General features: G+C 71.9%; 26 protein-coding genes. 21 read left to right on the top strand and 5 right to left on the bottom strand.

The window, feature by feature from the left end; all coding sequences use genetic code 11:
* Window positions 1–29 precede the first annotated feature (29 nt).
* The 6 genes from HNR19_RS02785 (at window position 30) to HNR19_RS02810 (ending at window position 7498) form a co-directional block, all read left to right on the top strand.
* On the top strand, window positions 30–2372 hold the full coding sequence (locus tag HNR19_RS02785; protein WP_179666458.1) for a chemotaxis protein CheA: 2343 nt from the start codon (window positions 30–32) through the stop codon (window positions 2370–2372).
* Window positions 2369–2860 carry a chemotaxis protein CheW gene (locus HNR19_RS02790; protein WP_179666459.1) on the top strand — a complete coding sequence of 164 codons (492 nt, stop codon included), beginning with the start codon at window positions 2369–2371 and terminating at the stop codon, window positions 2858–2860. The genes HNR19_RS02785 and HNR19_RS02790 overlap by 4 nt, the downstream gene beginning before the upstream one ends.
* Window positions 2857–5142, top strand: a complete 2286-nt coding sequence (locus tag HNR19_RS02795) for a methyl-accepting chemotaxis protein (protein ID WP_343047020.1) — start codon at window positions 2857–2859, stop codon at window positions 5140–5142. Before HNR19_RS02790 ends, HNR19_RS02795 begins: the two co-directional genes overlap by 4 nt.
* 86 nt (window positions 5143–5228) lie before the next feature.
* Window positions 5229–5594, top strand: a complete 366-nt coding sequence (locus HNR19_RS02800) for a hypothetical protein (protein ID WP_179666460.1) — start codon at window positions 5229–5231, stop codon at window positions 5592–5594.
* 127 nt (window positions 5595–5721) lie between these two features.
* Window positions 5722–6450, top strand: a complete 729-nt coding sequence (locus HNR19_RS02805; protein ID WP_343047021.1) for a response regulator — start codon at window positions 5722–5724, stop codon at window positions 6448–6450.
* Window positions 6451–6616: 166 nt separating this feature from the next.
* The gene (locus HNR19_RS02810) at window positions 6617–7498 is read left to right on the top strand and encodes a sigma-70 family RNA polymerase sigma factor (RefSeq protein WP_179666463.1); all 882 of its coding nucleotides are present in this window, start codon (window positions 6617–6619) and stop codon (window positions 7496–7498) included.
* A 140-nt stretch (window positions 7499–7638) separates the two neighbouring features.
* On the opposite strand, the gene HNR19_RS02815 is transcribed toward HNR19_RS02810, so the two are convergent.
* Genes HNR19_RS02815 through HNR19_RS02825 form a run of 3 tightly spaced genes read right to left on the bottom strand, consistent with a single transcriptional unit; the run spans window position 7639 to window position 10018 of the window.
* Complete coding sequence (locus HNR19_RS02815) at window positions 7639–8820, bottom strand: alcohol dehydrogenase catalytic domain-containing protein (RefSeq protein ID WP_179666464.1); 1182 nt, start codon at window positions 8818–8820, stop codon at window positions 7639–7641.
* On the bottom strand, window positions 8817–9041 hold the full coding sequence (locus HNR19_RS02820) for a CDGSH iron-sulfur domain-containing protein (RefSeq protein ID WP_343047022.1): 225 nt from the start codon (window positions 9039–9041) through the stop codon (window positions 8817–8819). Before HNR19_RS02820 ends, HNR19_RS02815 begins: the two co-directional genes overlap by 4 nt.
* The gene (locus tag HNR19_RS02825; protein WP_179666466.1) at window positions 9038–10018 is read right to left on the bottom strand and encodes an iron-containing redox enzyme family protein; all 981 of its coding nucleotides are present in this window, start codon (window positions 10016–10018) and stop codon (window positions 9038–9040) included. The genes HNR19_RS02820 and HNR19_RS02825 overlap by 4 nt, the downstream gene beginning before the upstream one ends.
* Before the next feature lie 206 nt (window positions 10019–10224).
* Here HNR19_RS02825 and HNR19_RS02830 point away from each other — a divergent pair, with 206 nt between their 5' ends.
* The 9 genes from HNR19_RS02830 to HNR19_RS02870 all read left to right on the top strand — a co-directional run bounded on the left by HNR19_RS02830 (window position 10225) and on the right by HNR19_RS02870 (window position 16203).
* Entirely contained in the window at window positions 10225–10857 is a 633-nt protein-coding gene (locus HNR19_RS02830; RefSeq protein WP_179666468.1) for a PAS and ANTAR domain-containing protein, read from the top strand.
* 225 nt (window positions 10858–11082) lie between these two features.
* The gene (locus tag HNR19_RS02835; RefSeq protein ID WP_179666469.1) at window positions 11083–11958 is read left to right on the top strand and encodes an SDR family oxidoreductase; all 876 of its coding nucleotides are present in this window, start codon (window positions 11083–11085) and stop codon (window positions 11956–11958) included.
* Window positions 11959–12055: 97 nt separating this feature from the next.
* Window positions 12056–12700: a methyltransferase gene (locus tag HNR19_RS02840; protein WP_179666470.1), complete on the top strand. Its 645-nt coding sequence runs from the start codon at window positions 12056–12058 to the stop codon at window positions 12698–12700.
* The gene (locus tag HNR19_RS02845) at window positions 12697–12921 is read left to right on the top strand and encodes a hypothetical protein (protein ID WP_179666472.1); all 225 of its coding nucleotides are present in this window, start codon (window positions 12697–12699) and stop codon (window positions 12919–12921) included. The genes HNR19_RS02840 and HNR19_RS02845 overlap by 4 nt, the downstream gene beginning before the upstream one ends.
* Window positions 12918–13451, top strand: coding sequence for a DUF6328 family protein (locus HNR19_RS02850; RefSeq protein ID WP_218910125.1), 534 nt, complete (start codon window positions 12918–12920; stop codon window positions 13449–13451). Before HNR19_RS02845 ends, HNR19_RS02850 begins: the two co-directional genes overlap by 4 nt.
* Window positions 13448–13894, top strand: coding sequence for a hypothetical protein (locus HNR19_RS02855; RefSeq protein WP_179666473.1), 447 nt, complete (start codon window positions 13448–13450; stop codon window positions 13892–13894). Before HNR19_RS02850 ends, HNR19_RS02855 begins: the two co-directional genes overlap by 4 nt.
* 7 nt (window positions 13895–13901) lie before the next feature.
* Window positions 13902–15131, top strand: a complete 1230-nt coding sequence (locus HNR19_RS02860; protein WP_179666475.1) for an NRAMP family divalent metal transporter — start codon at window positions 13902–13904, stop codon at window positions 15129–15131.
* 1 nt (window position 15132) lies between these two features.
* On the top strand, window positions 15133–15867 hold the full coding sequence (locus tag HNR19_RS02865) for a hypothetical protein (protein ID WP_179666476.1): 735 nt from the start codon (window positions 15133–15135) through the stop codon (window positions 15865–15867).
* A gap of 60 nt (window positions 15868–15927) precedes the next feature.
* Window positions 15928–16203, top strand: coding sequence for a DUF7218 family protein (locus HNR19_RS02870; RefSeq protein WP_179666478.1), 276 nt, complete (start codon window positions 15928–15930; stop codon window positions 16201–16203).
* A gap of 20 nt (window positions 16204–16223) precedes the next feature.
* On the opposite strand, the gene HNR19_RS02875 is transcribed toward HNR19_RS02870, so the two are convergent.
* Window positions 16224–18011, bottom strand: a complete 1788-nt coding sequence (locus HNR19_RS02875) for a phospholipid carrier-dependent glycosyltransferase (RefSeq protein WP_179666480.1) — start codon at window positions 18009–18011, stop codon at window positions 16224–16226.
* A 264-nt stretch (window positions 18012–18275) separates the two neighbouring features.
* Between HNR19_RS02875 and rsmI the strand changes: the two genes are divergently transcribed.
* The 4 genes from rsmI to HNR19_RS23090 all read left to right on the top strand — a co-directional run bounded on the left by rsmI (window position 18276) and on the right by HNR19_RS23090 (window position 22323).
* Complete coding sequence (rsmI, locus tag HNR19_RS02880; protein WP_179666482.1) at window positions 18276–19112, top strand: 16S rRNA (cytidine(1402)-2'-O)-methyltransferase; 837 nt, start codon at window positions 18276–18278, stop codon at window positions 19110–19112.
* A complete protein-coding gene (locus HNR19_RS02885) occupies window positions 19105–19950 on the top strand; it encodes an alpha/beta fold hydrolase (protein WP_179666484.1) in 846 nt (281 codons plus the stop codon). The genes rsmI and HNR19_RS02885 overlap by 8 nt, the downstream gene beginning before the upstream one ends.
* Before the next feature lie 5 nt (window positions 19951–19955).
* Window positions 19956–20798: a TatD family hydrolase gene (locus HNR19_RS02890; protein ID WP_179666486.1), complete on the top strand. Its 843-nt coding sequence runs from the start codon at window positions 19956–19958 to the stop codon at window positions 20796–20798.
* Between the two features lie 325 nt (window positions 20799–21123).
* Window positions 21124–22323 carry a resuscitation-promoting factor gene (locus tag HNR19_RS23090; protein ID WP_343047023.1) on the top strand — a complete coding sequence of 400 codons (1200 nt, stop codon included), beginning with the start codon at window positions 21124–21126 and terminating at the stop codon, window positions 22321–22323.
* A gap of 60 nt (window positions 22324–22383) precedes the next feature.
* On the opposite strand, the gene HNR19_RS02900 is transcribed toward HNR19_RS23090, so the two are convergent.
* Complete coding sequence (locus HNR19_RS02900; RefSeq protein ID WP_343047024.1) at window positions 22384–23235, bottom strand: SUMF1/EgtB/PvdO family nonheme iron enzyme; 852 nt, start codon at window positions 23233–23235, stop codon at window positions 22384–22386.
* A 124-nt stretch (window positions 23236–23359) separates the two neighbouring features.
* On the opposite strand from HNR19_RS02900, the gene HNR19_RS02905 reads away from it, so the two are divergent.
* Together HNR19_RS02905 and rsmA are read left to right on the top strand one after the other, a co-directional pair.
* On the top strand, window positions 23360–24778 hold the full coding sequence (locus HNR19_RS02905) for a sulfatase-like hydrolase/transferase (protein WP_179666489.1): 1419 nt from the start codon (window positions 23360–23362) through the stop codon (window positions 24776–24778).
* Between the two features lie 20 nt (window positions 24779–24798).
* Complete coding sequence (gene rsmA, locus HNR19_RS02910) at window positions 24799–25665, top strand: 16S rRNA (adenine(1518)-N(6)/adenine(1519)-N(6))-dimethyltransferase RsmA (protein WP_179666490.1); 867 nt, start codon at window positions 24799–24801, stop codon at window positions 25663–25665.
* The last annotated feature ends 6 nt before the right edge of the window (window positions 25666–25671 follow it).

The raw sequence follows: 25671 nt of genomic DNA on the forward strand, positions 1-25671 counted from the left end.
CCGATGAACCGGTCGGAGAAGGAGAGTGCATGGACGAGGATGCCGAGATCATCGCGGAGTTTCTCGTGGAGTCCCACGAGAATCTCGACCAGCTCGACCGGGACCTGGTCGAGCTCGAGCAGCAACCCGGGTCACGGGAGCTGCTGTCGAGCATCTTCCGCACGATCCACACCATCAAGGGCACCAGCGGGTTCCTCGCCTTCGGGCGGCTGGAGCAGCTGACCCACGTCGGCGAGACGCTGCTGTCACGGCTGCGCGACGGCGAGCGTGAGATGACGCTCGACGTCGCCGAGTCGCTGCTGCGGATGGTCGACACCGTCCGCAGCCTGCTCGGGGCGATCGAGCGGACCGGCTCCGACGCCGACCCGTCGATCGACGTCGCGCCGGTCGTCGCCGAGATCGACCGGCTGCTCGCCGGCGAGCCGGCTCCGGCCCCGGTCGAGGCGGCGCCGGCCGAGGAGCCGCCCGCGGCGAAGGCGCCTGCCAAGAAGGCGCCTGCCAAGAAGGCGCCGGCCAAGAAGGCCGCGGCCAAGAAGGCCGCACCGGCCGAGAGCGCCACCCGTGCCGCCGACGACACCACGGCCCTCCCGGACGTGTCCCCGGGCGGGGAGGTCGTGGTGCCGTCGGCACCCCAGCCGGAGACGGCACCCGCCCCGGCACCCGTCCGGGCCGAGGGGACGGAGCAGCCCGCCTCCGCCGAGGAGGAGCCCACCGAGCGGCGTACCGTCGTCGACGCCTCCGTGCGCGTCGACGTCGACCTGCTCGACAACCTCGTCCAGCTCGTCGGCGAGCTCGTGCTGACCCGCAACCAGATCCTGCAGCGCACCGGCGGCGGCGAGGACGTCGAGCTGATCCGCGCCAGCCAGCGTCTGGACCTGGTCGCGAGCGAGCTCCAGGAGTCGGTGATGCAGACCCGCATGCAGCCGATCGGTCAGGTCTGGTCGAAGATGCCGCGGGTCGTGCGCGACCTCTCCCACCAGCTCGGCCGCGAGGTCGAGCTCTCGATGGAGGGCCACGAGACCGAGCTCGACCGCAGCCTGCTCGAGGCGATCAAGGACCCGCTGACCCACCTCGTCCGCAACTCCCTCGACCACGGCATCGAGCCGCCCGACGTGCGCGAGGCTGCCGGCAAGGCCCGCAAGGGCACCCTGCTGCTGCGCGCGTTCCACGAGTCCGGCCAGGTCGTCGTCGAGATCACCGACGACGGCAAGGGCATCGACCCGGAGAAGATCGCCGCCGTCGCGGTCGAGCGCGGGGTCGTCACCCGTGAGCAGGTCGCCCGGATGGACAGCCGCGACGTGCTCGGCCTGATCTTCCGGCCCGGGTTCTCGACCGCCGCCGAGGTCACCAACGTCTCCGGGCGCGGCGTCGGCATGGACGTCGTCCGCACCAACATCGAACGCATCGGCGGCTCCGTCGACGTGCAGTCCGAGCCCGGCCGCGGCACGACCTGCCGGGTCCGCATCCCGCTCACCCTCGCGATCATCCCCGCGCTGGTCGTGGGCGAGGGCGGGGAGCGCTACGCGATCCCGCAGGCCAACCTGGTCGAGCTGGTGCGCATCGACGGCGACGACCTCGACCGCCAGGTCGAGCGGCTGGACGGTGCTCCCGTGCTCCGGCTCCGCGGGCGGCTGCTGCCGCTCGTCCACCTCGCCAGCGCTCTCGGCGGCACCGAGCCCGCGGGCGACGCCCTCACGGTCGTCGTCCTCCAGAGCGACGACGTCCGGTTCGGCCTCTGCGTCTCGGAGGTCCACGACACCCAGGAGATCGTGGTGAAGCCGATCGGCCGCCAGCTCAAGAACCTCCCGATGTACGCCGGCGCCACCATCATGGGCGACGGCCGGGTGGCCCTCATCCTCGACGTGCCCGGCATCACCCAGGCGCTCGACATCGGCGCCTCGGCCGTGGACGCCGCGGACGCCCGCGCCGACAGCGACCCGGACGCGACCGCGCTGCTGGTGCTCGAGGTCGCGGGCGGCCGGCGCGCCGCGCTCCCGCTGGCAGCGGTGGCGAGGCTCGAGGAGTTCCCCGCCGAGCGGGTGGAGAGGTCCGGCACGGCTGAGGTCGTCCAGTACCGCGACGGGCTGCTGCCCCTCGTGCGGCTGGCCCCCGCGATCGGTCTCGCGGACACCGCGAGCACGAGTCGTACCGACGGCCAGGTCTCGGTCGTGGTGCACGAGGTCGCCGAGGGCGGCCAGCACCACGCCGTCGGCATCGTGATCGACCGCGTCGTCGACGTGGTCGAGACGGTGGCCGTGCGGTCCGAGGTCGGCAGCCGCGCCGGCGTCATCGGCTCGGCCGTGGTCCAGGACAAGGTCACCGACCTCGTCGACCTCGACGTCGTCATCGCCCGGTCCGGGGTGGTCGCATGAGCACCGCAGCGACGCTGGCCGGCACCGAGCAGTTCTGCACGTTCTGGGTCGACGACCTCTTCTTCGGCGTGGCCGTCGACGAGGTGCAGGAGGTGCTCCGGCACCAGCCGATGACGCCCGTGCCGAAGGCGCACGACGCCGTCCGCGGCCTGATCAACCTGCGCGGCCAGATCGTGACGGCGGTGGACCTGCGGGTGCGGCTCGGGCTGCCCGCCCGGCCCGCCGACCGCCTCCCGATGAACGTGATCGTCCGGTCGGGCGGCGAGGTCGTCAGCTTCCTCGTCGACGACATCGGCGACGTCATCGACACGGGCGAGCAGAGCGGGGTCGTCCCCGAGTCCGCCCCGTCCAACATGCCCGCCACCGTCAGCGCGGTGGTCCAGGGCGTGCGACCCCTTCCCGACGCGATCCTGCTCGTCCTCGACGTGGACCGCGCCCTCGACCTTCCGCAACGTGACGCGGACACCACCACCGGAGGCACCCCGTGACCCTTCTCGACAACGTCCGCAGGACCCGTACGGACGCCGTCCCGGCGCCGTCTCCCGAAACGACGCCCGCGGCTCAGCCGGAGCCGCCGTACTTCTCGATGATGGAGAACTCGCCGACGAACATGATGTTCGCGGACCGCGACCTCGTCATCACCTACATGAACCCGGCGTCGCTCGAGACCCTGACGGCGCTGGAGGAGCACCTTCCGGTGAAGGCGAAGGACGTCGTGGGCGCCAGCCTCGACATCTTCCACAAGGACCCCGGCTACCAGCGCGGGATCCTCGCCGATGCTGACAACCTGCCGCGCCGCGCCAACATCCAGGTGGGCCCGGAGGTGCTCGACCTGCTGGTGTCGCCGATCCGCGATGAGCACGGCGTCTACGTAGGGGCGATGGCCACCTGGGACGTCGTCACCGAGAAGGTCCGGCTCGAGACCGAGATGGCCCAGGTGCGCTCGATGATGGACAACTCGCCGACGAACATGATGTTCGCGGACCGCGACCTCGTCATCACCTACATGAACCCGGCCTCGCTGAGGACGCTGACCGGGCTGGAGCAGCACCTCCCGGTGAAGGCCAAGGACGTCGTCGGCTCCAGCCTCGACATCTTCCACAAGACCCCGAGCTACCAGCGTGGGCTGCTGTCGGATGCGTCGAACCTTCCCCGCCGGGCGAACATCAACGTCGGCCCCGAGGTCCTCGACCTGCTGGTGAGCCCGATCACCGACAAGGACGGCAACTACATCGGGGCGATGGCGACGTGGGACGTCATCACCGACACGCTGCGGCTCGAGCGCGAGCGCGCCGAGTCGGCCGCCGACACGACCGCCGTGAACCAGATCCTCTCCAGCCTCGCGACTGTCGACACCGTCGAGAGCGCCGTCCAGGTCGCCCTGGACACGGTCCGTGGCGAGTTCGGCTGGGCGTACGGCTCGTTCTGGCAGGTCGACGCGGCCGACAAGAAGCTCAAGTTCGACCGCGAGTCAGGGGACGCCGGCCCGGAGTTCCGCCGGGTCACCCTGGAGGCGTCGTTCGCCGAGGGCGTCGGCCTGTCCGGCCGGGCCTGGGCGCAGCGTGACCTCTACTTCACCCGCGACATCGGCGAGATGAGCGACTGCGTCCGCGCGCCCGTCGCCCAGCGGGTCGGGGTCAAGTCGGGCGTCTGCTTCCCGATCATCGTCGGTGGCGAGGTCCGCGGCACCATGGACTTCTTCGCGACGGAGACCTTGGACCCGACGCCGGAGCGGCTCGACGCGCTGCGCACCGTCGGTCGGCTCGTGTCCGCCGCCGTCGAGCGCATCGAGAAGGCGTCGGCCGAGCGCGAGGCCGCCGAGCAGCTCAAGGCGAAGGTCGAGCAGATCCTCGAGGTGGTCACCGCCGCCGCGGCGGGCGACCTGACCCGCGAGATCGACATCCAGGGCGACGACGCGGTCGGCCAGGTCGCCTCCGCGCTGCGGACGCTCCTCGACACGATGCGCACCAGCCTCGGCGACATCAGCCGTACGGCGGAGACGCTGTCCGGCGCGGCCGACGAGCTGACGGCACTGTCGCGGGGCATGGGCGACGGCGCCAGCCTGACCTCCGACCGGGCGGCGTCCGCCTCCACCGCGTCGGTGCAGGTGTCGGCGTCCATCCAGACCGTCGCCACGGCCGCCGAGGAGATGACGGCCAGCATCCGCGAGATCGCGAAGAACGCCACCGAGGCCGCGACCGTCGCCACCGACGCGGTGACCGTGGCGGGCGGGGCCCAGACCACGGTCGCGTCCCTCGGCGAGTCGTCGGCCGAGATCGGCCAGGTCATCAAGGTGATCACCTCGATCGCTCAGCAGACCAACCTGCTGGCGCTCAACGCCACCATCGAGGCCGCCCGTGCAGGCGACGCCGGCAAGGGCTTCGCGGTCGTGGCGAACGAGGTCAAGGAGCTCGCCAAGGAGACCGCCAAGGCGACCGAGGACATCAGCCAGAAGATCGAGGCGATCCAGAGCGACACCAGCGGCGCCGTCTCGGCGATCAGCCGGATCAGCGAGGTCATCGCGAAGATCAACGACATCCAGACGACGATCGCGTCGGCCGTGGAGGAGCAGACCGCCACCACGAACGAGATCGCCCGCTCGGTGACCGAGGCCGCTGCCGGCGCCAACGGGATCGCGGAGGACGTCACCCAGGTCGCCGCGGCCGCGTCCGACACCCGCGAGGGCGCCGAGAACACGCTGCGGTCCGCCACCGACCTGACCGGCATGGCCGGACAGCTGAAAGACCTCGTCGGCAGGTTCGACCTGTAGCGGAAATCGGGACCTTGGTCCCATTACTCGCAGGTGAGGTAACGCGTTGTCCCCTTCGAGACAGGAACGTCTCGAAAGGGGTAGTCATGGAGCGAGTCGTCGTCGGGCTGAGCCCGTTCAGCCGCCGGAGCCGGTCGCTGGCGGTGAGCCACGTCGCCAGCGGGCTGAGCCGCGGCCTGGAGCCGGGGGAGTACGTGGTGGTCCACGACCCGGCCGACGGCGCCGACTTCACCGCGACCGTCGCCGACATCCACTTCGAGCTCGAGGACACGGTCTACCGGCTCGAGCTCGGCACCCGGATCACCGCCGACGAGGCGGCCGAGTGGCTGGCCCCGTCGGGGCCGGACGACGACGGCCACGTCAGCGCCCGCCAGCTGATGGACCTGCTCGGCGAGCTGCGGCGGCGCGAGCGGGCGCTCCAGGAGTTCCTCGGAGAGACCGCCCGGCGCTAGCAGACAACCGGGGCGGCGGACCTTTCGGGACCGCACCTAGTCCTTTCGGGTGATGCGCCGGAAATCCTTCGGTCACCCCTGCGGGATTCCGTCCCGTACGCACCCCGTCCTTCCTGAGACTGTGCGGGTGCCACACACACCTCCCATCCGCGTGTACCTCGTCGACGACCACGAGATCGTCCGGCGCGGCATCAACAGCCTGCTCGAGGCCGAGGGCGACATCACGGTCGTCGGCCAGGCGGGCACCGCCACCGCCGCCCTCCCCGAGATCCTCCGCCTCCGACCCGACGTCGTGGTGCTGGACGCGCACCTCCCCGACGGCACCGGCATCGACATCTGCCGCGAGATGCGCGCGGTCGACCCGGACATCAAGGGCCTGGTCCTGACGAGCTACGACGACGACGACGCGGTCTCGGCCGCGATCCTGGCCGGCGCGTCCGGCTACGTCCTCAAGCAGATCGAGGGCAACAACCTGATCAGCGGGGTGCGGCTCGTCGCCGGCGGTCACTCGCTCATCGACCCCGCCGTCGCGTCCCGCGTGATGCAGCAGGTGGAGTTCCACCAGTGGTCCCTGCAGCTGGTCAGCGACCTGACGCCGCAGCAGAGCAAGATCTTCTACCTCATCGGCGAGGGCCTCACCAACCGCCAGATCGCGGAGCGGCTGTTCCTGGCCGAGAAGACGGTGAAGAACCACGTCACCGGGCTGCTCGCACGCCTTCGTCTCGAGCACCGCACCCAGGTGGCGCTGCTCGCCAACCGCGTCCGCAGCGGCGGGGCCGTCGCCATCAACCCGCGGACGCCGGAGCTGCTGCGGCAGTCGACCGTCGACATCCAGCTCGACCGCACCGCCGGCTGACCGGCGCACGGTAGGGCTTATAGGGCATCTGCGACAACATTTCCGCGCATTGCGACAACTCGTGGGTTGTGCAATTCGCGGACAGGGGTAGTTTGGTCTGTGGAACGCAACACCCGTGGCCAAGCCCACCGCCACGACCGTTACTCCAATTTGGGAGCGACGACACGTGTCCACTGCCCTACTCAGCAAGACCCCTGCAACGAAGAATCCCGAAGCATCGTCCGATCCGTCTGATCCGTTCGATACCGGGATCCCGGTCACCACTGCGCCGCAGGTTCCGCCCGAGGAGCGCAAGCGCCTCACGGCCGAGCTGCTCGCGCGTGCCCACGACCTGGAGGAGTGCCCCGAGCGGGAGCGCCTCCTCGACGAGGTGATCGTGCTCAACCTGCCGGTCGCTGCCGCGCTCGCCGGCCGCTACCGCAACCGCGGCCAACCGATCGAGGAGCTCGAGCAGGTCGCCTACCTCGCCCTGACGCGGGCCGTGCGGAGCTTCAAGCCCGACCGCGGCGAGGACCTGCTGGTCTTCGTGGTCCCCAGCGTGCTCGGGGAGCTCAAGCGCTACTTCCGCGACTCCACCTGGACGGTGCGGCCCCCGCGTCGGATCCAGGAGCTGCGGCCGCGCATCGCCGTGGCCGAGGAGGAGCTGACCCAGCGCCTCGGGCGTGCTCCGCGACCCAGCGAGCTCGCCTCCGAGCTGGACTGCTCCGTCGAGGAGGTCATCGAGGCGATCGACTCGCGTGACTGCGCGAGCCCCGCCTCGCTCGACGAGGCACCCGGCCCGGGCGCCGACACCGCCTGGATCGACCGCCTGCCGACGCTCGACGCCGGCTACGACCGGAGCGAGGCCGTCGCTGTGCTCGCGCCGGCCTGCCGTCGGCTGCGTCCCCGCGACCGCGAGATCCTGCGGATGCGGTTCTACGAGCAGAAGACGCAGCAGCAGATCGCCGACGAGCTCGGCGTGACCCAGGTCCAGGTCTCGCGGCTCCTCCAGCGGATCCTGCGCGACCTGCGCCGCAACATCGGCCGCCCGGAGGTGCTGGCCGCCTGACCGAGGGGACGGACCCGGCGCACGGGAGAGGTTACGCACCACGCTCCCGGGAGGTCCCGGCCCCCACCACCCACCGGCTCCGCCGGCTTCCTCATGGGGAGCAGGCGGAGCTGGTGGTCTTTTCGCGGCGGGTCGGCAGCTCAGGGCTGGAAGACGACCTTCACCATGCCGTCGGCCTTGCTGCGGAAGTCGCGGTAGGCGTCCGGCGCGGCGTCGAGCGGCAGGTGGTGCGTCGCGAACGACTCGACGCCGAGCACGTCCTCGTCCTCGAGGAGCAGCGCCAGGATGTCGTCGGACCAGCGGAGCACGTTGGCCTGGCCCATGCGGAGCTGTATCTGCTTGTCGAACATCTCCATCATCGGCAGCGGATCCATCGCCCCGCCGTAGACGCCGCTGACGGAGACCGTGCCGCCCCGGCGTACGGCGTCCAGCGCCAGGTGCAGCGCCGCGAGCCGGTCGACGCCCGCGCTGCGCATCAGCGGCTCGCTCACGGCGTCGGGCAGCAGCCCGACGAACTTGGCCACCGACTCGGCGAACGGCGAGCCGTGGGCCTCCATGCCGACCGCGTCGATGACCGCGTCGGCGCCGCGCCCCGAGGTCGCGTCGCGCACGGCCGTGACGACGGCGGCGGGCGTGTCGTCGCCGAGCGCCTCGGCACCGTACGCCGCGACCCGAGCCAGCCGCTCCGGGACCGGGTCGACCACCATCACCCGGCGGCCGCGCCTCAGCGCGATCCGGGCCGCCATGTCGCCGATCGGGCCGGCGCCGAGCACCAGCAACGTCTGGTCGGCGCCCACGCCGGCGTACTCGACCGCCTGCCAGGCCGTCGGCAGCACGTCGGAGAGGAAGACGAAGCGGTCGTCCGGCGGGCCGTGGGGCACCTTGATGGGCATCACGTTGGCGAACGGGACGCGGAGCAGCTCCGCCTGCCCGCCGGGCACCTGGCCGTAGAGCTTGCTGTACCCGAACAGGCTGGCACCGGTGCCGTGCTCGGTGTTCTGCGTCGTCTCGCACTGGCTGAACAGGCCCTGGTCACACATCCAGCAGCCGCCGCAGCTGATGTTGAACGGGACGACGACCCGGTCGCCGGGAGCGATGGCGGTGACCTCGCTGCCGACCTCCTCGACGATCCCCATCGCCTCGTGCCCGACGATGTCGCCGGGCGACATGAACGGGGAGAGCGGGTCGTAGAGGTGGAGGTCCGATCCGCACAGGCCCGTGGAGGTCACCTTGATGACGGCGTCGGTGGGGTGCTCGATCCGCGGGTCCGGCACCTCCTCGACCGCCATGGTCTTCTTGCCCTGCCAGGTGACTGCCTTCATCGCTTCCTCCTGCTGTCGGGACCGACCTTCTGGGTGAGCTTGTGCGTGCTGTCGCACCATGGCTTGCGCTGGGAGCGACCGCAGAGGCAGACCGCGACGGTCGGACGCCCGACGGGGTGGGCGACGCCGTCCTCGTCGATCACCTCGCTGGCGCCGCGCAGGAGCATCGGGCCCCCGGGGCACAGCTGAGCGGTGACGGCAGCGGCAGGCTCGGCGGTCACGACGCGGCCTCGACCGCGGCGGGCTGCTCGCGCCACCGGCGGAGGAGCACGTCGCCCGCCAGCCCGTCGACCGCCAGGCACGCGGCCGCGCCGAAGAGGACGTCGGTCGCCAGGCCGGCGTCGTCGGCGACCAGCGAGCCGCAGATCTCCCTGATCGCCACCTGCTCGTGCACCGAGTCGGCCTCGACGTGCTCGTCGTAGTAGTCCGCAACCGCCTCGGGGAGCCCGAGCCGGCGCGCGCCCTGGGCGATCATCCGGCACGGCACCGAGCTGGTCGCCTCGAACGCGGCCAGGTGGCCCAGGGCCGCGCCCCGGAGCCGCCGGTTGAGCGCGAAGAGCGACATCAGGTTGACCGAGGCCAGCGCGGTCGCGTCGACGTCGTCGACGTACGCCGCGACGTCGCTCGACATCCCGAGGCTCTCGAGCGCCGTGGCGTAGAGCGTGGCGTGCAGGCGGTCGGCCCGCCCGGCGCCGTACTCGTCGAACTGGAGGCCGGCGAGCGCCGCCTTGGCCGCGCCGTCGAGGCGGGGGAGCACGAAGCTCTGGGGGTCGGACTCGCGCAGGTGGTAGACCGCGCGCTGGGCCAGGTAGTGCCGGAATTGGTCCTCGCTCGCCTTGCGCTGCAGGAAGGACGCGAGGTCGGAGATGACGTCCGACGACGTCATCGCGACGAGCTCGTCGACCACCGCGGCGCTGGTCGCCGGCCCGTCGGTGCTGCCGTCGAGCGCGTGGCCGGGGTGGAGCCCGACGAACGTGCGGACCGCCCTCTCGAAGAGCCCCTCGAGCATCGAGCGCGACGAGATCATCAGGGGGTCCCACTCGAGCTCGGGGTCGACGTCGTCGAACCCGCGGTAGTGCAGCTCGTAGAGCATCCACAGCGCGAGCTGGAAGTCGCGGTCGGTCAGCGGGTCGACGACCCGCACCGCGTCGCTGCGGCTCGGAGCGTGCCGCGGAGCAGCGCCGGACGTCGTGGTCATGGCACTGACGACGGCGGCGCTGAGCGGGCCGCAGGGGGAGGGAGTTTTCACTCGGCGGACCTGCCTATCCTGTGCGCGAGGGGTTCGGGATAAGTTGCTCCCGACGTCGGGAACCGGCCGTTCGACCGGGGCTTCCCAGTGGGCCGATCGGTACCCGGGGGCACCCGCCGCATACGTGAGCACGGGTACGACGAAGGGGGCCACCGATGGAGCGCGCAGGAGCGTCCGCCGAGCTCGATCGCCAGGCCGGCCGGTTCGTCTACCACGTGGGCGACGACCGCTGGGAGTGGGACGAGGACGTCTTCGCGATCCACGGCTACGAGCCGGGTGAGGTCGAGCCCACGACGGCCCTCTTCCTCCAGCACAAGCACGAGAGCGACCGGGCGAAGGTCGAGGGGACCCTGCAGGACGCGATCGCGACGGGCGAGCCGTTCAACATCTACTACCGGATCCGCACCCGCGAGACCGAGCGCCGCGTCGTGCTGGTCGGCGAGGGCGAAGCCGTCGGGGGGCGTGTCGAGCGGCTGGTCGGCTACTACCTCGACCTGACGCCCGAGTTCACCGCGGAGTCGAACGCGGCCGCCGATGCGGCCGTGGCAGCCTCAGCCGCCGCCCGCGACACCATCGAGCAGGCCAAGGGCGTGCTGATGCTGGGCTACGGTCTCGACGCCGATGCGGCGTTCGCGATGCTCAAGTGGTGGTCGCGCAACCGCAACGTCAAGGTGCGTGACATCGCCGACCGCCTGCTGGCGGTCGCCCGCGAAGGCCATGTGAGCCACCCCGGACTGCGGCGACTGCTCGACGCGCTGCTCGACGACCTGACCGCGCACCGGCACTAGGAACGCGTCGAGGCTCAGAGCTCGACGGCTCCGATCAGGAGGAGCACGGCCAGCACCGTGACCAGCAGGACCACGAATCCGGTCACGAGGAGTGCTCGGGGGGCGTGCGGCGTGCTCATCTCGGTGTCCTTCCGTCGTGGGGGCCGTCGAGACCAGCGGTACCCGGCCCCGCGGAGGGCATCCGTCGACCGGCTGGACCGGCACCCACCGGGTATCGCCTCCTGCATGAGCACTGACCAGAGCCAAGGAGGCGGGTTCCCCGCCCAGCAGCAGGAGCCGCCGGGTCTGACCGAGGAGATGCGGCCCCAGCCCGACCACGGCGAGAAGAGCTATGTCGGCCACGGCCGGCTCGAGGGCCAGGTCGCCCTGGTGACCGGCGGCGACTCCGGCATCGGACGTGCTGTCGCGATCGCCTACGCGCGGGAGGGCGCCGACGTCGCGTTCACCTACCTCCCGGAGGAGGAGCCCGACGCCGAGGAGACGGCGAACCTGGTCCGCAACGCGGGCCGCACCCCGCTGCCGATGGCGCTCGACCTCTGCGACCGTGCCGCGTGCGACCGAGCGGTCGAGCAGACCGTCGAGGGTCTCGGGGCGCTCGACATCCTCGTCAACAACGCCGGCTACCAGATGGCGCGCGACCACTCCCTGGAGGAGCTCGACGACGAGCGGATCGACCGCACGTTCAAGACCAACCTCTACGCGCTCCTGTGGCTCTCACGGGCCGCGGTGCCGCACCTGCGCAAGCGGCCCGGCTGCATCATCAACAACACCTCGATCCAGGCGTACGAGCCGTCCACCACGCTGCTCGACTACGCGGCGACGAAGGCGGCCATCAACAACTTCACGGTCAACCTCGCCGCGCAGGTCGGGCAGGACGGGATCCGGGTCAACGCGGTGGCGCCGGGGCCGATCTGGACGCCGCTCCAGCCGGCGACCCAGGAGCCGGAGAAGATCGAGAAGTTCGGCGACGACACGCCGCTCGGCCGGGCCGGCCAGCCCGCGGAGGTGGCCCCCGCGTTCGTCTTCCTCGCCTCGCCGGCCGATGCGTCGTACGTCTCGGGGACGGTGCTGGGCGTGACCGGCGGCAAGCCGGTCTTCTGACCGTCGGGTGCGACGACGCTCACGGACGGCGCCCCTGCGGCTCCCGGATGCCGGAACCACGCCTGGGTAATTCCCGGGCATGAACAGCGCGGCCCGGATGGAAGCTCCCGAAGAGGCCATCGACTTCGCCGGTCTCGACATCCGCTGGGACCGTCGGGTGCTCCGTCCTCGGCCGTGGACCGCACAGCAGAGCCGCTGGGCGGCCGAGCTGGCGGAGGACGCCCCCGACGGCCCGATCCTCGAGCTGTGCTGCGGCGCCGGCCACATCGGGCTGCTCGCAGCGCAGCTCACCGGCCGGGACCTCGTGCAGGTCGACCGCGACCCGGTCGCGGCGTCGTACGCCCGGAGGAACGCGGAGCGGGCCGGCATCTCGGCCGACGTGCGCAGCGCTGCGCTCCGCTCGGCGCTCCGCCCCGACGAGAGGTTCGGCCTGGTGATCGCCGACCCTCCGTGGCTGCCGACCGGCACGGTCGCGCAATATCCCGACGACCCCGTGCTCGCCGTCGACGGCGGCGCCGACGGCTTCGACATGATCCTGGAGTGCCTCGACACCAGCCTCCGGCAGCTGCTGCCGGAGGGGCATCTCCTGCTCCAGGTGGGTGTGCCGCAGCAGGCCGAGCAGGTGACCGAGTGGCTGGACGGGCACGCGTCGGGGCGCGCCGTCACCGACGTCCGCGACTGCCGCCCGGGTGGGCTGCTCCTGCACGTGGGGCCCGACGACAGCGAGGAGGGAAGGCGATGAGCGACGCAGGCAACCGACCCGACCAGGCCGACGGGGTCGACGTACCACCGGACGACGAGCTCGCGCCGGAGATCCGGTCCCTGCCGGACGACCGGCCCGACCCGGAGGAGTACGAGCCCGACGACCCCGACACCGAGGCGATCGCCGACGGCGGCACCGACATGAAGTCGCCCGACCCCGGCGTCAGCCACCCCGAGGCGGACGACGGCGTCGAGCCATGACCGACGGCGACGCGGCGTCCCGCGGAGACCCGGCGTCGAGCGGCGACCCGGCATCCGGGGGGAAACGCCCGCCCGAGCAGATCACGCGCAACTGGAACGAGCTGCTCCAGGAGCTGCGCGTCATGCAGACCGGTGTGCAGATCCTCACCGGGTTCCTGCTGACGGTCCCGTTCAGCCAGCGGTTCACCGACCTCGAGCCGCGCGAGCACAACATCTACCTCGGCGTGCTGGTGGGCTCGGTGCTCACGACCGCCCTGATCGTGGCGCCGGTGGCGTTCCACCGGGTCCTGTTCCGGCAGCGGCAACGTGAGTGGCTCGTCGCTGCGGCGAACGTGTGCGCGCGGGTGGGCCTCGCGGGCCTCGGGCTGGTGTCGTCGACGGTGGTGCTGCTCGTGTTCGACGTCGTCGTGGGGCTCACCGCGGGCCTGATCGCGGGGGCGGCCGCGCTGGTGGCATTCTCGCTGCTGTGGTTCGTGGTTCCCCAGCTCGGAGGTGGCCGGAACCCGGCGTCGCCCGGCGACGGCGGGTGATCCCGCGCCGCGGCCGACGGACCGGCGCGGCCGCACTGCTGCTCGCTCTTGTTGCGTCCACCGGCTGCACCGTCTCCGAGCCCGGCGAGAAGGGCTGGAACGAGATCGCCCGGACGTCACTGACGGACGCAGCCGGTGAGGTGGCGACGGCGCGGCTCACGGTCGCGGCGGCACGGGACGACGAGGTGTGGGACGCGTACGCCGTCACCGTGACGAGCGAGGTCGAGAGGCAGGTCGCCACCGCGGAGGAGTCGCTCGCGTCCGTCCAGCCCCCACCCGGCCTGCGCGAGCGTGCGGAGCAGCTGCTGACGATCCTCGGCGACGCCGCGGACGCCGTACGCGCAGCCCGGGTGGCCGTCGTCGCCGGCGACATCGACGAGGCGCTGCTGCGCCAGCTGCGCGACACCGTCTCGGCTCTCGAGCGCGCGGCGGGGCGGCTGTGAGCGCCCGATGAAGAAGTACTTCGCCGTCTTCCTCGGCATCCTCAGCGCCATCGGCGGCTTCGTCGACATCGGGGACCTGGTCACCAACGCCCAGGTCGGCGCCCGGTTCGGCCTGTCCCTCGGCTGGGTCGTGATCGTGGGCGTGGTCGGCATCTGCGTGTTCGCCGAGATGTCGGGCCGGATCGCGACGGTCAGCCACCGGGCGACGTTCGACCTGGTGCGGGAGCGGCTCGGCCCGCGGGTCGGCTTCCTCAACTTGGTCGGCTCCCTGGCCGTCACCTTCCTGACGTTCGTCGCCGAGATCGGTGGCGTGGCGCTCGCTCTCCAGCTGGTCACCTCGGTGCACCACCTGGCCTGGGTGCCGCTCGTCGCGGTGCTCGTCTGGGCGGTGCTCTGGCGCGCGAAGTTCTCGGCGATGGAGAACGTGCTCGGCATGCTCGGGCTGGCGCTGCTCGTGTTCGGCGTCGCGCTGTGGCAGCTCCAGCCGGACTGGATGAGCCTGGGCCACGACCTGGTCACCGCGGACAAGCCGGTGGGGGAGAACTGGCTCGTGTACGCCTACATCGGCGTCGCTCTCTTCGGTGCCGCGATGACGCCGTACGAGGTGTTCTTCTTCTCCAGCGGCGGCGTCGAGGAGCGGTGGTCCGACAAGGACCTGGGCGTGATGCGCGCCAACGTCTTCATCGGGTTCCCGCTCGGCGGGCTGCTGTCGCTGTTCATCGCCGGCTCCGCCGCGGTGGTGTTCCTCCCGGCCGGGATCGAGGTCGCGACCCTGGGCCAGGTCGGGCTGCCCGTTGCGGTCGCGCTCGGGAAGATCGGCCTCGCGGTGGCCGTCGTCGGGTTCGTCGCAGCGACGTTCGGAGCGGCGTGCGAGACCGGGCTGTCGGCGGGCTACAGCCTTGCGCAGTACTTCGGCTACCAGTGGGGCAAGTACGTCCGCCCGCAGGAGGCGGCGGGATTCCACATCAGCCTCGTCGTGTGCGTCGTCGTGGCCGCGGGGGTGCTGATGACCGCGGTGGACCCCATCCTGGTGACCGAGTTCTCCGTGGTCTTCTCGGCGGTGGCGCTGCCGCTGACCTACTTCCCGATCCTCGTCGTCGCCAACGACCCCGACTACCTGGGCCGGCACGTCAACGGCCGGTTCGCGAACACCCTCGGCGTGCTCTACCTCGGGCTTGTCTGCCTGGCGTCGGTCGCCGCGATCCCGCTGATGATCATCACGAAGATGGGGCAGTGAGATGAGCCGGGAGCACGGCTACCAGCCGCCGCCGCACCGCGGCCCGACCGAGCCGTGGCCGGACACGGAGTACGACGCCGCGCTGCACCTGCTGGACCGGCAGGTGGTCGACGTCGACGGTCGCCACGTCGCGAAGGTCAGCGACGTCGAGCTGACCGAGGACCCCGACGGCGGCCTGGTGCCGACCGGGCTGCTGGTCGGCACGCCGGCGCTGCTGCCGCGGTTCGGCGGTCGCCTCGGCGCCTGGCTGATGGAGCGCTACGTGCAGTCGGGCACCTCGCGCGCCGACCGCGACGTGCCCCTGGTGATCGACATGGACCGGGTCGACGACGTGACGAGCGAGGTTCACCTCGACGTCGAGCGGGACGGGCTGCTGCGCCGCCGGGCGGACCCGGCCGACGCGCCGGTACGGCGCCGCCTCGGCACGCTGCTCGCGATGCGCGTGGTGCCCGCCGACGGCGACGTCCTGCACGTCCTCGACGCGCACCTGACCGCGCCGCCCGACCAACCGGGGCGGCACCGTGTGGTCTCGCTGGTGGTCGGGCACGGACGGCCCGGCTCGCTGCTGGGCTACGACCGGCGGCGGGAGCAGGGCCCGTGGCTGGTAGCGACCGCGGTGCGTCACCTGCACCGGCACACGCGCCTCGTCGAGCTCGGCCCGGAGGTCGCCATCGACTGGGAGCAGGGTGAGGTGCGGGTCGGCGCGGGTGCAGAGGTGCGGCCGCTCCTAGACTGATCGTCTGCCGCGGTGGGGGCCGGGTACCGCTCCGGGTGATCCGACCCGGAGGAGGACGCGATGCCGGCGAAGAAGAGAAGGGACCCCGGCCCCAGCGTCAAGGACCCCGAGACCTACGAGGCCCTGCGCGACGACGGCGCCAGCAAGGAGAAGGCCGCGCGCATCGCCAACGCGAAGGCGGCCGAGGGCGAGGCCGTCTCCCGCCGGGGCGGCAAGGCCGGCGACTACGACGACTGGTCGGTCGACAAGCTGCGCAAGCGTGCCGGCGAGATCGGCATCGAGGGCCGCTCCAAGATGCGCAAGGACGAGCTCATCTCAGCGCTGCGCAACCACTGAGGCCTCTTCGGACGCCGGCGTCAGACCCAGCGCGAGAACCAGATCCGGTCCAGCCACTCGCTGTTGGTGAGCAGCCCGTTGGTCCAGATCGGCCAGAACCACGCGAAGTTCACCAGGGTGAGCACGACGAACGCGCCGCCCACGACGACGCCGATCGTGCGGCGCGGGCTCGGGTCGCGCGAGGGCCCGATCAAGGTCGCGATCGTCAGCGTCAGGGCGATGACGACGAACGGCAGGATCGCCGACGCGTAGAAGAGGAAGATCGGCCGGTCGTCGTTGATCGTCCACGGCAGCCAGGTCGACAGCGCACCGACCACCGCGGCGCCGTACCTCCAGTCGCGCGCGCCGACCCACATCACGACGGCGAAGATCAGCGCGAGGGTGCCGCCCCACCAGATCGTGGGCGTCCCGAGGAGCAGCACCTGGCGGATGCAGTCGCTGCCCTGGGGCGCGTCGCAGCCGTCGGTGCCGGGCTGGATGTCGTTGGTGACCGCGACGCCGACCGGCCGGTTGAGCAGCAGCCAGCTCGACGGCTTGGACTGGTAGGTGTGCTCGGAGCAGTCCAGGAACTCGGTGTGGAACGTGTAGACGTCCTGGTGGTAGTACCAGAGCGACCGCAGCGACTGCCACGCCTCCGCGGGGCCGCTCGCATCGGGCTCGTCGGCTGTCGGCCATCTCTTGTCGTCGTCGAGGTCGGTCGCGACGTAGGAGTCGTCGTCCTCGGCGCAGTGGCCGTGGCCGGTGTAGCGCGTGTACTGCGTCGAGCTGAGGTGCTCCTCGTACTCCCCGACGTGTGCCAGCCAACCGCTCCACGACGCGACGTAGACGATGCCGGCGAGCACGACGAGGTGCACGAACGCCGGGATGCCGTCGGCCACCGCGCTCTTGAGCACGGGCCACCGGACGCCGAACGACCGACGCGCCCCCGCGCTCCACAGCCAGACCAGGATCCCGAACGCCGCGAGCGGGTAGAGCGCCGCCCACTTGGTGCCGATCGCCAGCCCCCAGCAGACACCTCCCGCCACCAGCCACGGCCGGAGGAGCACCACCCCGCCGAGTCGGCTCATCTTCACGCGCCAGCGCTGCCGAGTCGGCTGGTCGTCACCGTCGGGCGCGTGAAGATGAGCCGACTCGGCGTTCCTGGCCAGCCTCCTCCGGAACCAGTCCCGGTCGGCGACGACGCAGTGCACCCCGCAGAGGATGAAGAACGCCAGGAAGATGTCGAGGAGGGCGAGCCGGGAGAGCACCAGGTGCAGCCCGTCGAGCATCAGCAGCAGGCCGGCGATGCAGCCGTAGAGCGTCGATCCGGTCATCCGCCGGACCAGGCGGCACATCACGAGGACCATCAGCGCGCCGACGACGGCCGACGCGATCCGCCACCCGAACGGGTCCATGCCGAACGCCCGCTCGCCGAGCGCGATCAGCCACTTGCCGACGTCGGGGTGCACGGCTAGCGACGGGTCGCCGGTCCACAGGTTGTCGGTGTGGCCGGCCACGATGTCGGCGTCGATCTCGGTCTTCGGGTTGCCGTCGGCGTCCTCGAGGTGGTCCTGGATGAAGCCGTTCTGGAGGAGCGACCAGGCGTCCTTGGCGTAGTAGGTCTCGTCGAACGCGAACCGGTTCGGCGAGCCGAGGTGGTGGATGCGCAGGCCGAAGGCCAGCAGGGTCAGCGCGAGGGGGGCGAGCCAGCCGACGAGGCGCTCCTGGCGGCCGAGGCCGGCGAGGGCGCCGCGGGCGCGCTCGACGGCGGTGGGGACGACGCGGCCGTCGGCGGTGCGGGAGAGCCCGCTGGTGCGCTCGACGGTCACGAGGTTGAACTGTACGGGCGGTGAGGTGCGCGGGTGGTGCGCTGGCTGCGTCGGCTTGCCTGGGCCCGCCCGGGCCCTGGCCGTCCTTCCCGGCTTGCTCGCTCCGCCGCGCTGCGGCGCTCGGTGCTCGCTCGCCGCTGGGTCGGGGCGCCGGCGCGTCGTCGCGAAATCGCAGGGAAGGACGTCCAGGTCCCGCACGGGCCGCGGTGTGAGGCCGACGTAGCCCGCACGCGTCGTGGCCGAAGTTGCTGCGATGATCGGCTCATGGCGGGCGTGTTGGTGCTGGCGGCGACGCCGATCGGGCAGGCGGGGGATGCGCCGCCGAGGCTGGCCGAGGAGCTGGGCGCGGCCGACGTGGTGGCGGCCGAGGACACGCGGCGGTTCAAGCGGCTCGTCACCGACCTGGGGATCGAGGTCCCGGGGCGGGTGGTGTCGTACTTCGAGGGGAACGAGACGGCACGGACGCCGGTGCTGGTGGAGGCGCTCGAGTCGGGGCAACGCGTCGTGCTGGTGACGGATGCCGGGATGCCGAGCGTGTCGGACCCCGGCTACCGGGTCGTGGCCGCGGCGGTGGAGCGGGGCATCCGCGTCACTGCGGTGCCGGGGCCCAGCGCCGTACTGACGGCGCTTGCGGTGTCGGGGCTGCCAGTGGACCGGTTCTGCTTCGAGGGCTTCCTGCCGCGCAAGGCGGGGGAGCGGGCGCGGCGGCTGGCCGAGCTCGCACGGGAGCCGCGGACGATGGTGTTCTTCGAGGCCCCGCACCGTACGGCGGCCGCGCTGGGCGCGATGGCCGGGGCGCTGGGCGGGGACCGTCCTGCCGCGGTGTGCCGGGAGCTGACCAAGACGCACGAGGAGGTACGGCGCGGCGGGCTGGCCGAGCTGGCCGCCTGGGCCGAGGAGGGGGTGCGCGGCGAGGTGACCCTCGTGGTGAGCGGCGCACCGGCAGGCCCTACGGTGAGCAGCGACCCCGAGAGCCTGCGTGCGGCCGTCGCCGCGCTGGAGGAGGACGGCATGAGACGCAAGGAAGCCATCGCCCAGGTCGCCGTCGCGGCCGGGCTGCCGAAGCGGGAGGTCTACCAGGTGGTGCACGTCGATGGCTGACACGACCGGGCGGCTCGAGACCGTCGAACGTGATGGCCTCACCCTCGGGGTCCTCGACGAGGGCCCGATCGACGGCGAGCCGATCGTCCTGCTGCACGGCTTCCCCGAGCGCGCGACGTCGTGGCGGCACGTGGTGCCGATCCTCACCGGCGCCGGCTACCGCACGCTGGCGCTGGACCAGCGCGGCTACGCGCCGGGGGCGCGACCCAAGCGGCGGCGCGACTACGTGCAGGACGAGCTGGTGGCGGACGTGAAGGCGCTCATCGACGTCGTCGGCGGAAGCGCGCACGTGGTCGGTCACGACTGGGGTGCCGCCAACGCGTGGTGGACCGCGATGGAGCACCCGGGAGCGGTGCGGACGCTGACCGCCGTCTCCGTCGCGCACCCCGCCGCGTTCGTCGACTCGTGGTTGCGGTCGTCGCAGGGCCTGAAGTCCTGGTACATGCTGGCGTTCCAGCTGCCCCTCCTCCCGGAGGCCGTGGGCTCGAGGTGGCTCGACCGCTTCATGCGGATGGGCGGGATGACGGCCGAGGAGGCCGCGCACGTGCGCACCGACGTCATCGAGGCGGGGGCTCTCCCGACCGCGCTGAACTGGTACCGCGCGCTTCCGTTCAACGACTTCAAGCGCGCGCGGAAGAAGGTCACGGTGCCGACCACGCTGGTGTGGAGCACCGACGACGTCGCCCTCGGCCGGTGGGCTCCCGAGCACACCGAGAAGTGGGTCGACGCGCCGTTCGAGCTGGTCGTGCTCCAGGGCGTCTCGCACTGGATCCCCGGCCAGGCGCCCGACGAGCTCGCGGACGCGATCCTCGAGCGCGTGCGCGGCGAGGCGATCTGACGGTGATGCCCGAGGGCCACCCGCCCGTCCCCGAGCCGCTGCCGCACCCGGTCGTCGACAACCACTGTCACCTCGACATCAGCCGCGACCGCGACCGCGCGGCGTGGGACGCGCGGGAGGCGATCGACGCCGCGGCCGCGGTCGGCGTACGCCGGATCGTGCAGATCGGGTGCGACCTTCGAGGGGCGCGGTGGGCGGTCGCGGCCGCGCAGGAGCACCCGGAGCTGGTGGCCGGCGTCGCGCTGCACCCGAACGAGGCGCCTCGCCTCGCCGCGGCCGGCCGGCTGGAGGAGGCCTGGGCGGAGATCGAGTCGTTGGCCGCCGCGCACGACAAGGTGCGGGCGGTCGGGGAGACCGGGCTCGATGCCTTCCACACGGGTGAGGAGGGCCGGGCGGCGCAGGTGGAGTCGTTCCGGTGGCACGTCGATCTCGCGAAGCGGCTCGGCAAGACCCTGGTCATCCACGACCGCGACACCCACGACGAGGTGCTCGAGGTGATCGACAGCGAGGGCGCGCCCGACCGGTGGGTGATGCACTGCTTCTCCGGCGACGCCGCCTTCGCCCGGGCCTGCCTCGACCGGGGCGCGCACCTCTCCTTCGCCGGCACGATCACGTTCAAGAACGCCGAGCCGCAGCGCGAGGCGCTGCGCGTCGCTCCGGTCGACCGGATCCTCGTCGAGACGGACGCGCCGTACCTCACCCCGACGCCCCATCGCGGGCAGGTCAACGCCTCCTACCTGGTGCCGCTGACCGTCCGTCGGATGGCCGAGGAGCGCGGCGCCGACCTGGGCGAGCTGTGCGCGGCGATCGACGCGAACACCGAGGCGGCGTTCGGCGGCGCCTGGTGACAACGCGCTAGCTGCCAGTTAGCGCGACCATGTGACTCATGTGACTCGTGAGGCGCTCAGCGCGTGAAACGGGCCACGTTCCCGGCGCGGAAAGGGCCCGCCGAGTTGCATTTCGGGGTGAGAACAGGGTCTGGTGGATGACTGATGGCCGGGATCGGGAACGAATCCAGCCGGCGTCCGGAGGCGTGCTACAGCCGCCGGATGAGCCCTCGCGAGAGGTTCTGGGGGTAGCGGTCGCCGCCGTACGTATGAGGTACGGCGGGACGCTCTCTCGCGCGTGAGGGGCCGGCTTCCGAGGCCCGGGGAGCACGACGTTCGGAGAATCGTGTCGCTTCATGAGGACACCCAGACCCAGTCCCTGACGACCCCTGACAAGCCTTCGCTGAAGGCGCGGGTCGCACTCCTTCTCGGCAAGGTCGCCCGCAGCCGTACGGCGCTGGTCGCGACCACCGTCGTGGTCATCCTGGCGGTCGCCGGGGCGACGTACGGATATCAGTCGATGAGCACCTCCGTGACGCTGTCGGTCGACGGCGAGGAGCGCGAGGTCTCCGCTCTCGGCGACACCGTCGGCGAGATCCTCGACGCCGAGGGCATCGAGATCGGCGAGCACGACCTCGTGCAGCCCGAGCTGGACGAGCCGGTCGTCGACGGCGACCAGATCGCGGTCCGCTACGGCCGTCCGGTCGAGGTGACCGTCGACGGCAAGACGACGACCCACTGGATCACCGCCACCGACGTCGAGGCCGCGGTCAGCCAGATCGCCCGCCTCCAGGGTGACGCGCGACTCGTCACGAGCCGCAGCATGACGATCAGCCGCGACGGCGGCGAGATCGAGGCCGTCACCCCGAAGAAGCTCACCCTCGAGATCGCCGGCGCCAAGGCCGACACCCGCGAGCTCGCCGTTCTCACCGTCCGTGAGCTGCTCGAGCGGCTCGACGTGAAGGTCGACAAGCACGACGAGGTCAAGCCCGGGCTGGGTGCCGAGCTGAAGGACGGCGACACCGTCGTCTTCACCGACATCGAGGTCGAGCGCAAGCGCGTGAAGCGCGAGGACTACTCGCTGGACACCATCACCCGCGAGGACGACTCCGAGTACGAGGGCACCGAGACGGTCGTCCGCGAGGGCGCGTCCGGCGTCCGCGACGTCACCTACCGCCTCGTGTTCGAGAACGGCGACCTGGTCAAGCGCGTTGTCCTCCGCGAGAAGGTCATCGACCCCGCGGTGGCCGAGATCGTCGAGGTCGGCACCAAGGAGGAGCCGACCACCAACTACGCCTCCGGCGGCACCGTCTGGGACGCCCTCGCGCAGTGCGAGTCCGGCGGCAACTGGGCGATCAACACCGGCAACGGCTACTACGGCGGCCTGCAGTTCTCGCTGTCGACGTGGCAGGCGTACGGCGGCCCCGGCATGCCGCACGAGCAGAGCCGCGAGACGCAGATCGCGATCGCCGAGAAGGTCCGTGCCGCGACCGGTGGCTACGGCTCCTGGCCGCACTGCTCGGCCCAGCTCGGCCTGCCCCAGTAAGACCGCACAGCCTTCTGGCTGATCGCGACCGACGCCTGGCGCGCTCCTCGTGGGAGCGCGTCAGGCGTCGCGCACGCACCGGAAGCCGAGGTGCGACGTCGTGCTCGACAGCGCCTGGCCCTGGCGAGCGCTCGGCCGGTAGCGACGGCAGTAGGTCGGCGCGCACAGGTGTGAGCCGCCCTTGGTCACCGCCCGTGGCTCCTCCGCCGCCGGGCCGACCGCGGGCGCGCAACAGCTGCTGAGCAGGCGCACGGCGTGGTCCTCGGTCCACGCCGACGCCGTCCACTCCCAGACGTTGCCGATCATGTCGACCAGGCCGAAGCCGTTCGTCCGGTAGCGCCCGACAGGAGTCGTGCCGGCGCCGGCCGCGTCGTCGTGGCGCCAGGGGAAGTCGCCGCGGAACGTGTTGGCCATCGGGCGGCCGCGCGGCTCGAGCTCCTCGCCCCAGGGGAACGTCGTCGTGGTCCCCCCGCGTGCGGCATGCTCCCATTCCGGCTCCTCCGCAAGTCGCTTGCCCGCCCACGCGGCGTAGGCCTCCGCGTCGGCGCGGGCGACGTGCACCACCGGGTGCCGTTCCTTGCCGTGCAGCCCGGTGCCCGGGCCGCCGGGGTGGCGCCAGTCGGCGCCGGGAACCCAGGCCCACCAACGCCGCCAGTCGTCGAGGGGCACCGGCCCCGGCGGTGGCGCGAACACCAGGGAGCCGGGCTCGAGGTCCTCGACGCGCTCGCCCGGCAGCGGCGCCGGCGGCCGCTCGGCCACGGTGACGTGGCCGCTGTCCTTGACGAAGCGGCCGAACTCCGCATTCGTCACGGGGTGCTCGTCCACCCAGAGGTCGGCGACCGCGACGCGTCGCACCGGTCGCTCCTCGGGGTAGTGGTCCTCGCTCCCGATCGTCGTCGGACCCCCTCGCACGAGGATGCCCCTCGCACCTTTCATCGCCGCGGCACTTCGGCTCACCACGCACCTCCCGCTCTCGTCGACCGCGACTCTAGTATGTGCACTGTTCTAGTCGACTTCGTCTGAATAGAGAGCACCCATGCCCCACTCGTCCCCCACCCGCACCCCCCGGGTCACCCGCCGGACCCTGGCAGGAGCCGCCGTCGGAGCCGTCGGTGCAGCCGCCGCCGTCCGCGCCGCCGAGCCCGCGGCGGCGGAGCAGCCGTTCCGAGCGATCGCGCGCAAGGGCCCCCGCCCGCGCCCCAACATCCTGGTGATCTTCGCCGACGACCTCGGGTACGCCGACCTCGGCGTCTACGGGTCCCCGCACATCAAGACACCCCACCTGGACCGGCTGGCCGCGTCCGGCCTGCGGTTCACCCAGGGCTACTCCGCCGGGGCCGTCTGCTCGCCCACGCGGATCGCCCTCTACACCGGTCGCCATCCCGGGCGCACCCCGGGCGGCCTCCAGGAGCCGATCGGCAACCCGAGTCCCGCCAACGGCATCCCGCCGGAGCACCCGACCCTCGCGTCGCTGCTCAAGCAGGCCGGCTACTCCACGCACATGGTGGGCAAGTGGCACGGCGGCTTCCTGCCGTGGTTCTCGCCCCTCAAGTCCGGCTGGGACACCTTCTACGGCAACTACTCCGGCGGCGTGGACTACTTCAGCAAGCTGTCGCCGAGTGGTGAACACGACCTGTTCGACGGCGAGGAAGAGGTCGAGGACCCCCGCTACTACACCGACATCGTGCGCGACAAGGCCGTCGAGGTCGTACGGCGGGGCGCCCGCCAGGCCGCGCCCTGGCTGCTCAACCTCAACTTCACCTCACCGCACTGGCCGTGGGAGGGCCCGGGCGACAAGGCGGTCAGCGACGACCTCACCGCACGGCTCAAGGCGGGCCAGACCAATGCGCTCTTCCACTACGACGGCGGCTCGATCGAGAAGTACACGGAGATGGTCGAGAACCTCGACGCCGCGATCGGGCGGGTCCTCGACGAGCTCAGGCGGAGCGGTCAGGAGAAGGACACGCTCGTCCTCTTCGCCAGCGACAACGGCGGCGAGCGCTTCTCGTACAACTGGCCGCTCAGCGGCAACAAGGCGAGCGTCAGCGAGGGCGGCATCCGGGTGCCGACGATCCTGTCGTGGCCCGACCGGATCCCGCGGAGGCAGGTCGACGACACCCCCGTCTACACGACCGACTGGACCGCGACCCTTCTCGAGCTCGGCGGCGCGACCCCCGACCCGGCGTACCCGCTCGACGGCACCAGCCTGGTCCCGCACCTCTTCGACGGCGAGTCGGTCGCGGAGCGCGACCTCTTCTGGCGCACCCGGAGCGGCCGCGCCCTCCGGCGGGGCGACCTCAAGTACGTCCGACAGGGCGGCACCGAGCGCCTCTACGACCTTGCCGCCGACGTGCGGGAGCAGGCCGACCTCGCCACCCGGCGCCCCGACGACCTCGCGGCGCTGCGCCAGGCCTGGGACGAGGTGGACCGGACGCTGCTGCCCTATCCCGCCTGAGGGCCGATAGCCTCGCCCCCATGACTGACGCTTCCGCCGGCCCGAGGCTTCTCGGGCCGGCGGAGGTCCGTTCCCTTGCCGACAGGTTCGGCATCCGGCCGACGAAGCAGCGCGGCCAGAACTTCGTGATCGACGCCAACACGGTGCGGCGGATCGTCCGTGAGTCGGGCGTGCGCGACGGTGAGGTGGTGCTCGAGGTCGGCCCGGGCCTGGGCTCGCTGACGCTCGCACTGCTCGAGGCCGGCGCCGAGGTGACCGCGATCGAGCTCGACCCGCTCCTCGCCGACGCGCTCCCGGGGACGATCGCCGAGTTCGCCCCCGACCACACGGGCCGCGTGCGCGTCGTACCGGCCGACGCCCTGCGGGTCACCGAGGTCCCCGGTCCGCCGCCGACCGCGCTGGTGGCGAACCTGCCCTACAACGTCTCCGTGCCGGTGCTGCTGCACCTGATGGCGCTGCTGCCCTCGCTCGAGCACGGCCTCGTGATGGTGCAGTCGGAGGTCGCCGACCGGCTCGCGGCCCCTCCCGGCTCCAAGGTGTACGGCGTCCCGTCGGTCAAGGCCGCCTGGTACGCCGACGTCCGGCGCGCCGGCGCGATCGGGCGCAACGTCTTCTGGCCGGCGCCCAACGTCGACTCCGGGCTGGTCGCCTGGACGCGGAGGGTGCCGCCGACGACCGCGGTGTCCCGCGAGGCGGTGTTCGCGGTCATCGACGCGGCGTTCGCCCAGCGCCGCAAGGCCCTGCGGGGAGCGCTGCGCGGACTGGCCGGCTCGGGCGAGGCGGCGGAGGCCGCGCTGGTCGCCGCCGGCGTCGACCCGCTGGCGCGCGGGGAGTCGCTCGACATCCACCGGTTCGTGAAGATCGCGGAGGCCCTCGCCGCTGGTTGAGGTGCG

The sequence above is a fragment of the Nocardioides thalensis genome (genome assembly GCF_013410655.1).
GTDB classification, from domain to species: Bacteria; Actinomycetota; Actinomycetes; order Propionibacteriales; family Nocardioidaceae; genus Nocardioides; species Nocardioides thalensis.

What these genes read in the sequence shown, in the direction of transcription:
- HNR19_RS02840 (WP_179666470.1), top strand. Translation starts at nt 12,056, where the DNA reads ATGGAAGCTCCCGAAGAGGCCATCGACTTCGCCGGTCTCGACATCCGC.
- rsmI (WP_179666482.1), top strand. Translation starts at nt 18,276, where the DNA reads ATGGCGGGCGTGTTGGTGCTGGCGGCGACGCCGATCGGGCAGGCGGGG.
- HNR19_RS02870 (WP_179666478.1), top strand. Translation starts at nt 15,928, where the DNA reads ATGCCGGCGAAGAAGAGAAGGGACCCCGGCCCCAGCGTCAAGGACCCC.
- HNR19_RS02905 (WP_179666489.1), top strand. Translation starts at nt 23,360, where the DNA reads ATGCCCCACTCGTCCCCCACCCGCACCCCCCGGGTCACCCGCCGGACC.
- HNR19_RS02835 (WP_179666469.1), top strand. Translation starts at nt 11,083, where the DNA reads ATGAGCACTGACCAGAGCCAAGGAGGCGGGTTCCCCGCCCAGCAGCAG.
- HNR19_RS02865 (WP_179666476.1), top strand. Translation starts at nt 15,133, where the DNA reads ATGAGCCGGGAGCACGGCTACCAGCCGCCGCCGCACCGCGGCCCGACC.
- HNR19_RS02815 (WP_179666464.1), bottom strand. Translation starts at nt 8,820, where the DNA reads ATGAAGGCAGTCACCTGGCAGGGCAAGAAGACCATGGCGGTCGAGGAG.
- HNR19_RS02790 (WP_179666459.1), top strand. Translation starts at nt 2,369, where the DNA reads ATGAGCACCGCAGCGACGCTGGCCGGCACCGAGCAGTTCTGCACGTTC.
- HNR19_RS02825 (WP_179666466.1), bottom strand. Translation starts at nt 10,018, where the DNA reads ATGACCACGACGTCCGGCGCTGCTCCGCGGCACGCTCCGAGCCGCAGC.
- HNR19_RS02850 (WP_218910125.1), top strand. Translation starts at nt 12,918, where the DNA reads ATGACCGACGGCGACGCGGCGTCCCGCGGAGACCCGGCGTCGAGCGGC.
- HNR19_RS02845 (WP_179666472.1), top strand. Translation starts at nt 12,697, where the DNA reads ATGAGCGACGCAGGCAACCGACCCGACCAGGCCGACGGGGTCGACGTA.
- HNR19_RS02830 (WP_179666468.1), top strand. Translation starts at nt 10,225, where the DNA reads ATGGAGCGCGCAGGAGCGTCCGCCGAGCTCGATCGCCAGGCCGGCCGG.
- rsmA (WP_179666490.1), top strand. Translation starts at nt 24,799, where the DNA reads ATGACTGACGCTTCCGCCGGCCCGAGGCTTCTCGGGCCGGCGGAGGTC.
- HNR19_RS02860 (WP_179666475.1), top strand. Translation starts at nt 13,902, where the DNA reads ATGAAGAAGTACTTCGCCGTCTTCCTCGGCATCCTCAGCGCCATCGGC.
- HNR19_RS02800 (WP_179666460.1), top strand. Translation starts at nt 5,229, where the DNA reads ATGGAGCGAGTCGTCGTCGGGCTGAGCCCGTTCAGCCGCCGGAGCCGG.
- HNR19_RS02890 (WP_179666486.1), top strand. Translation starts at nt 19,956, where the DNA reads ATGCCCGAGGGCCACCCGCCCGTCCCCGAGCCGCTGCCGCACCCGGTC.
- HNR19_RS02885 (WP_179666484.1), top strand. Translation starts at nt 19,105, where the DNA reads ATGGCTGACACGACCGGGCGGCTCGAGACCGTCGAACGTGATGGCCTC.
- HNR19_RS02785 (WP_179666458.1), top strand. Translation starts at nt 30, where the DNA reads ATGGACGAGGATGCCGAGATCATCGCGGAGTTTCTCGTGGAGTCCCAC.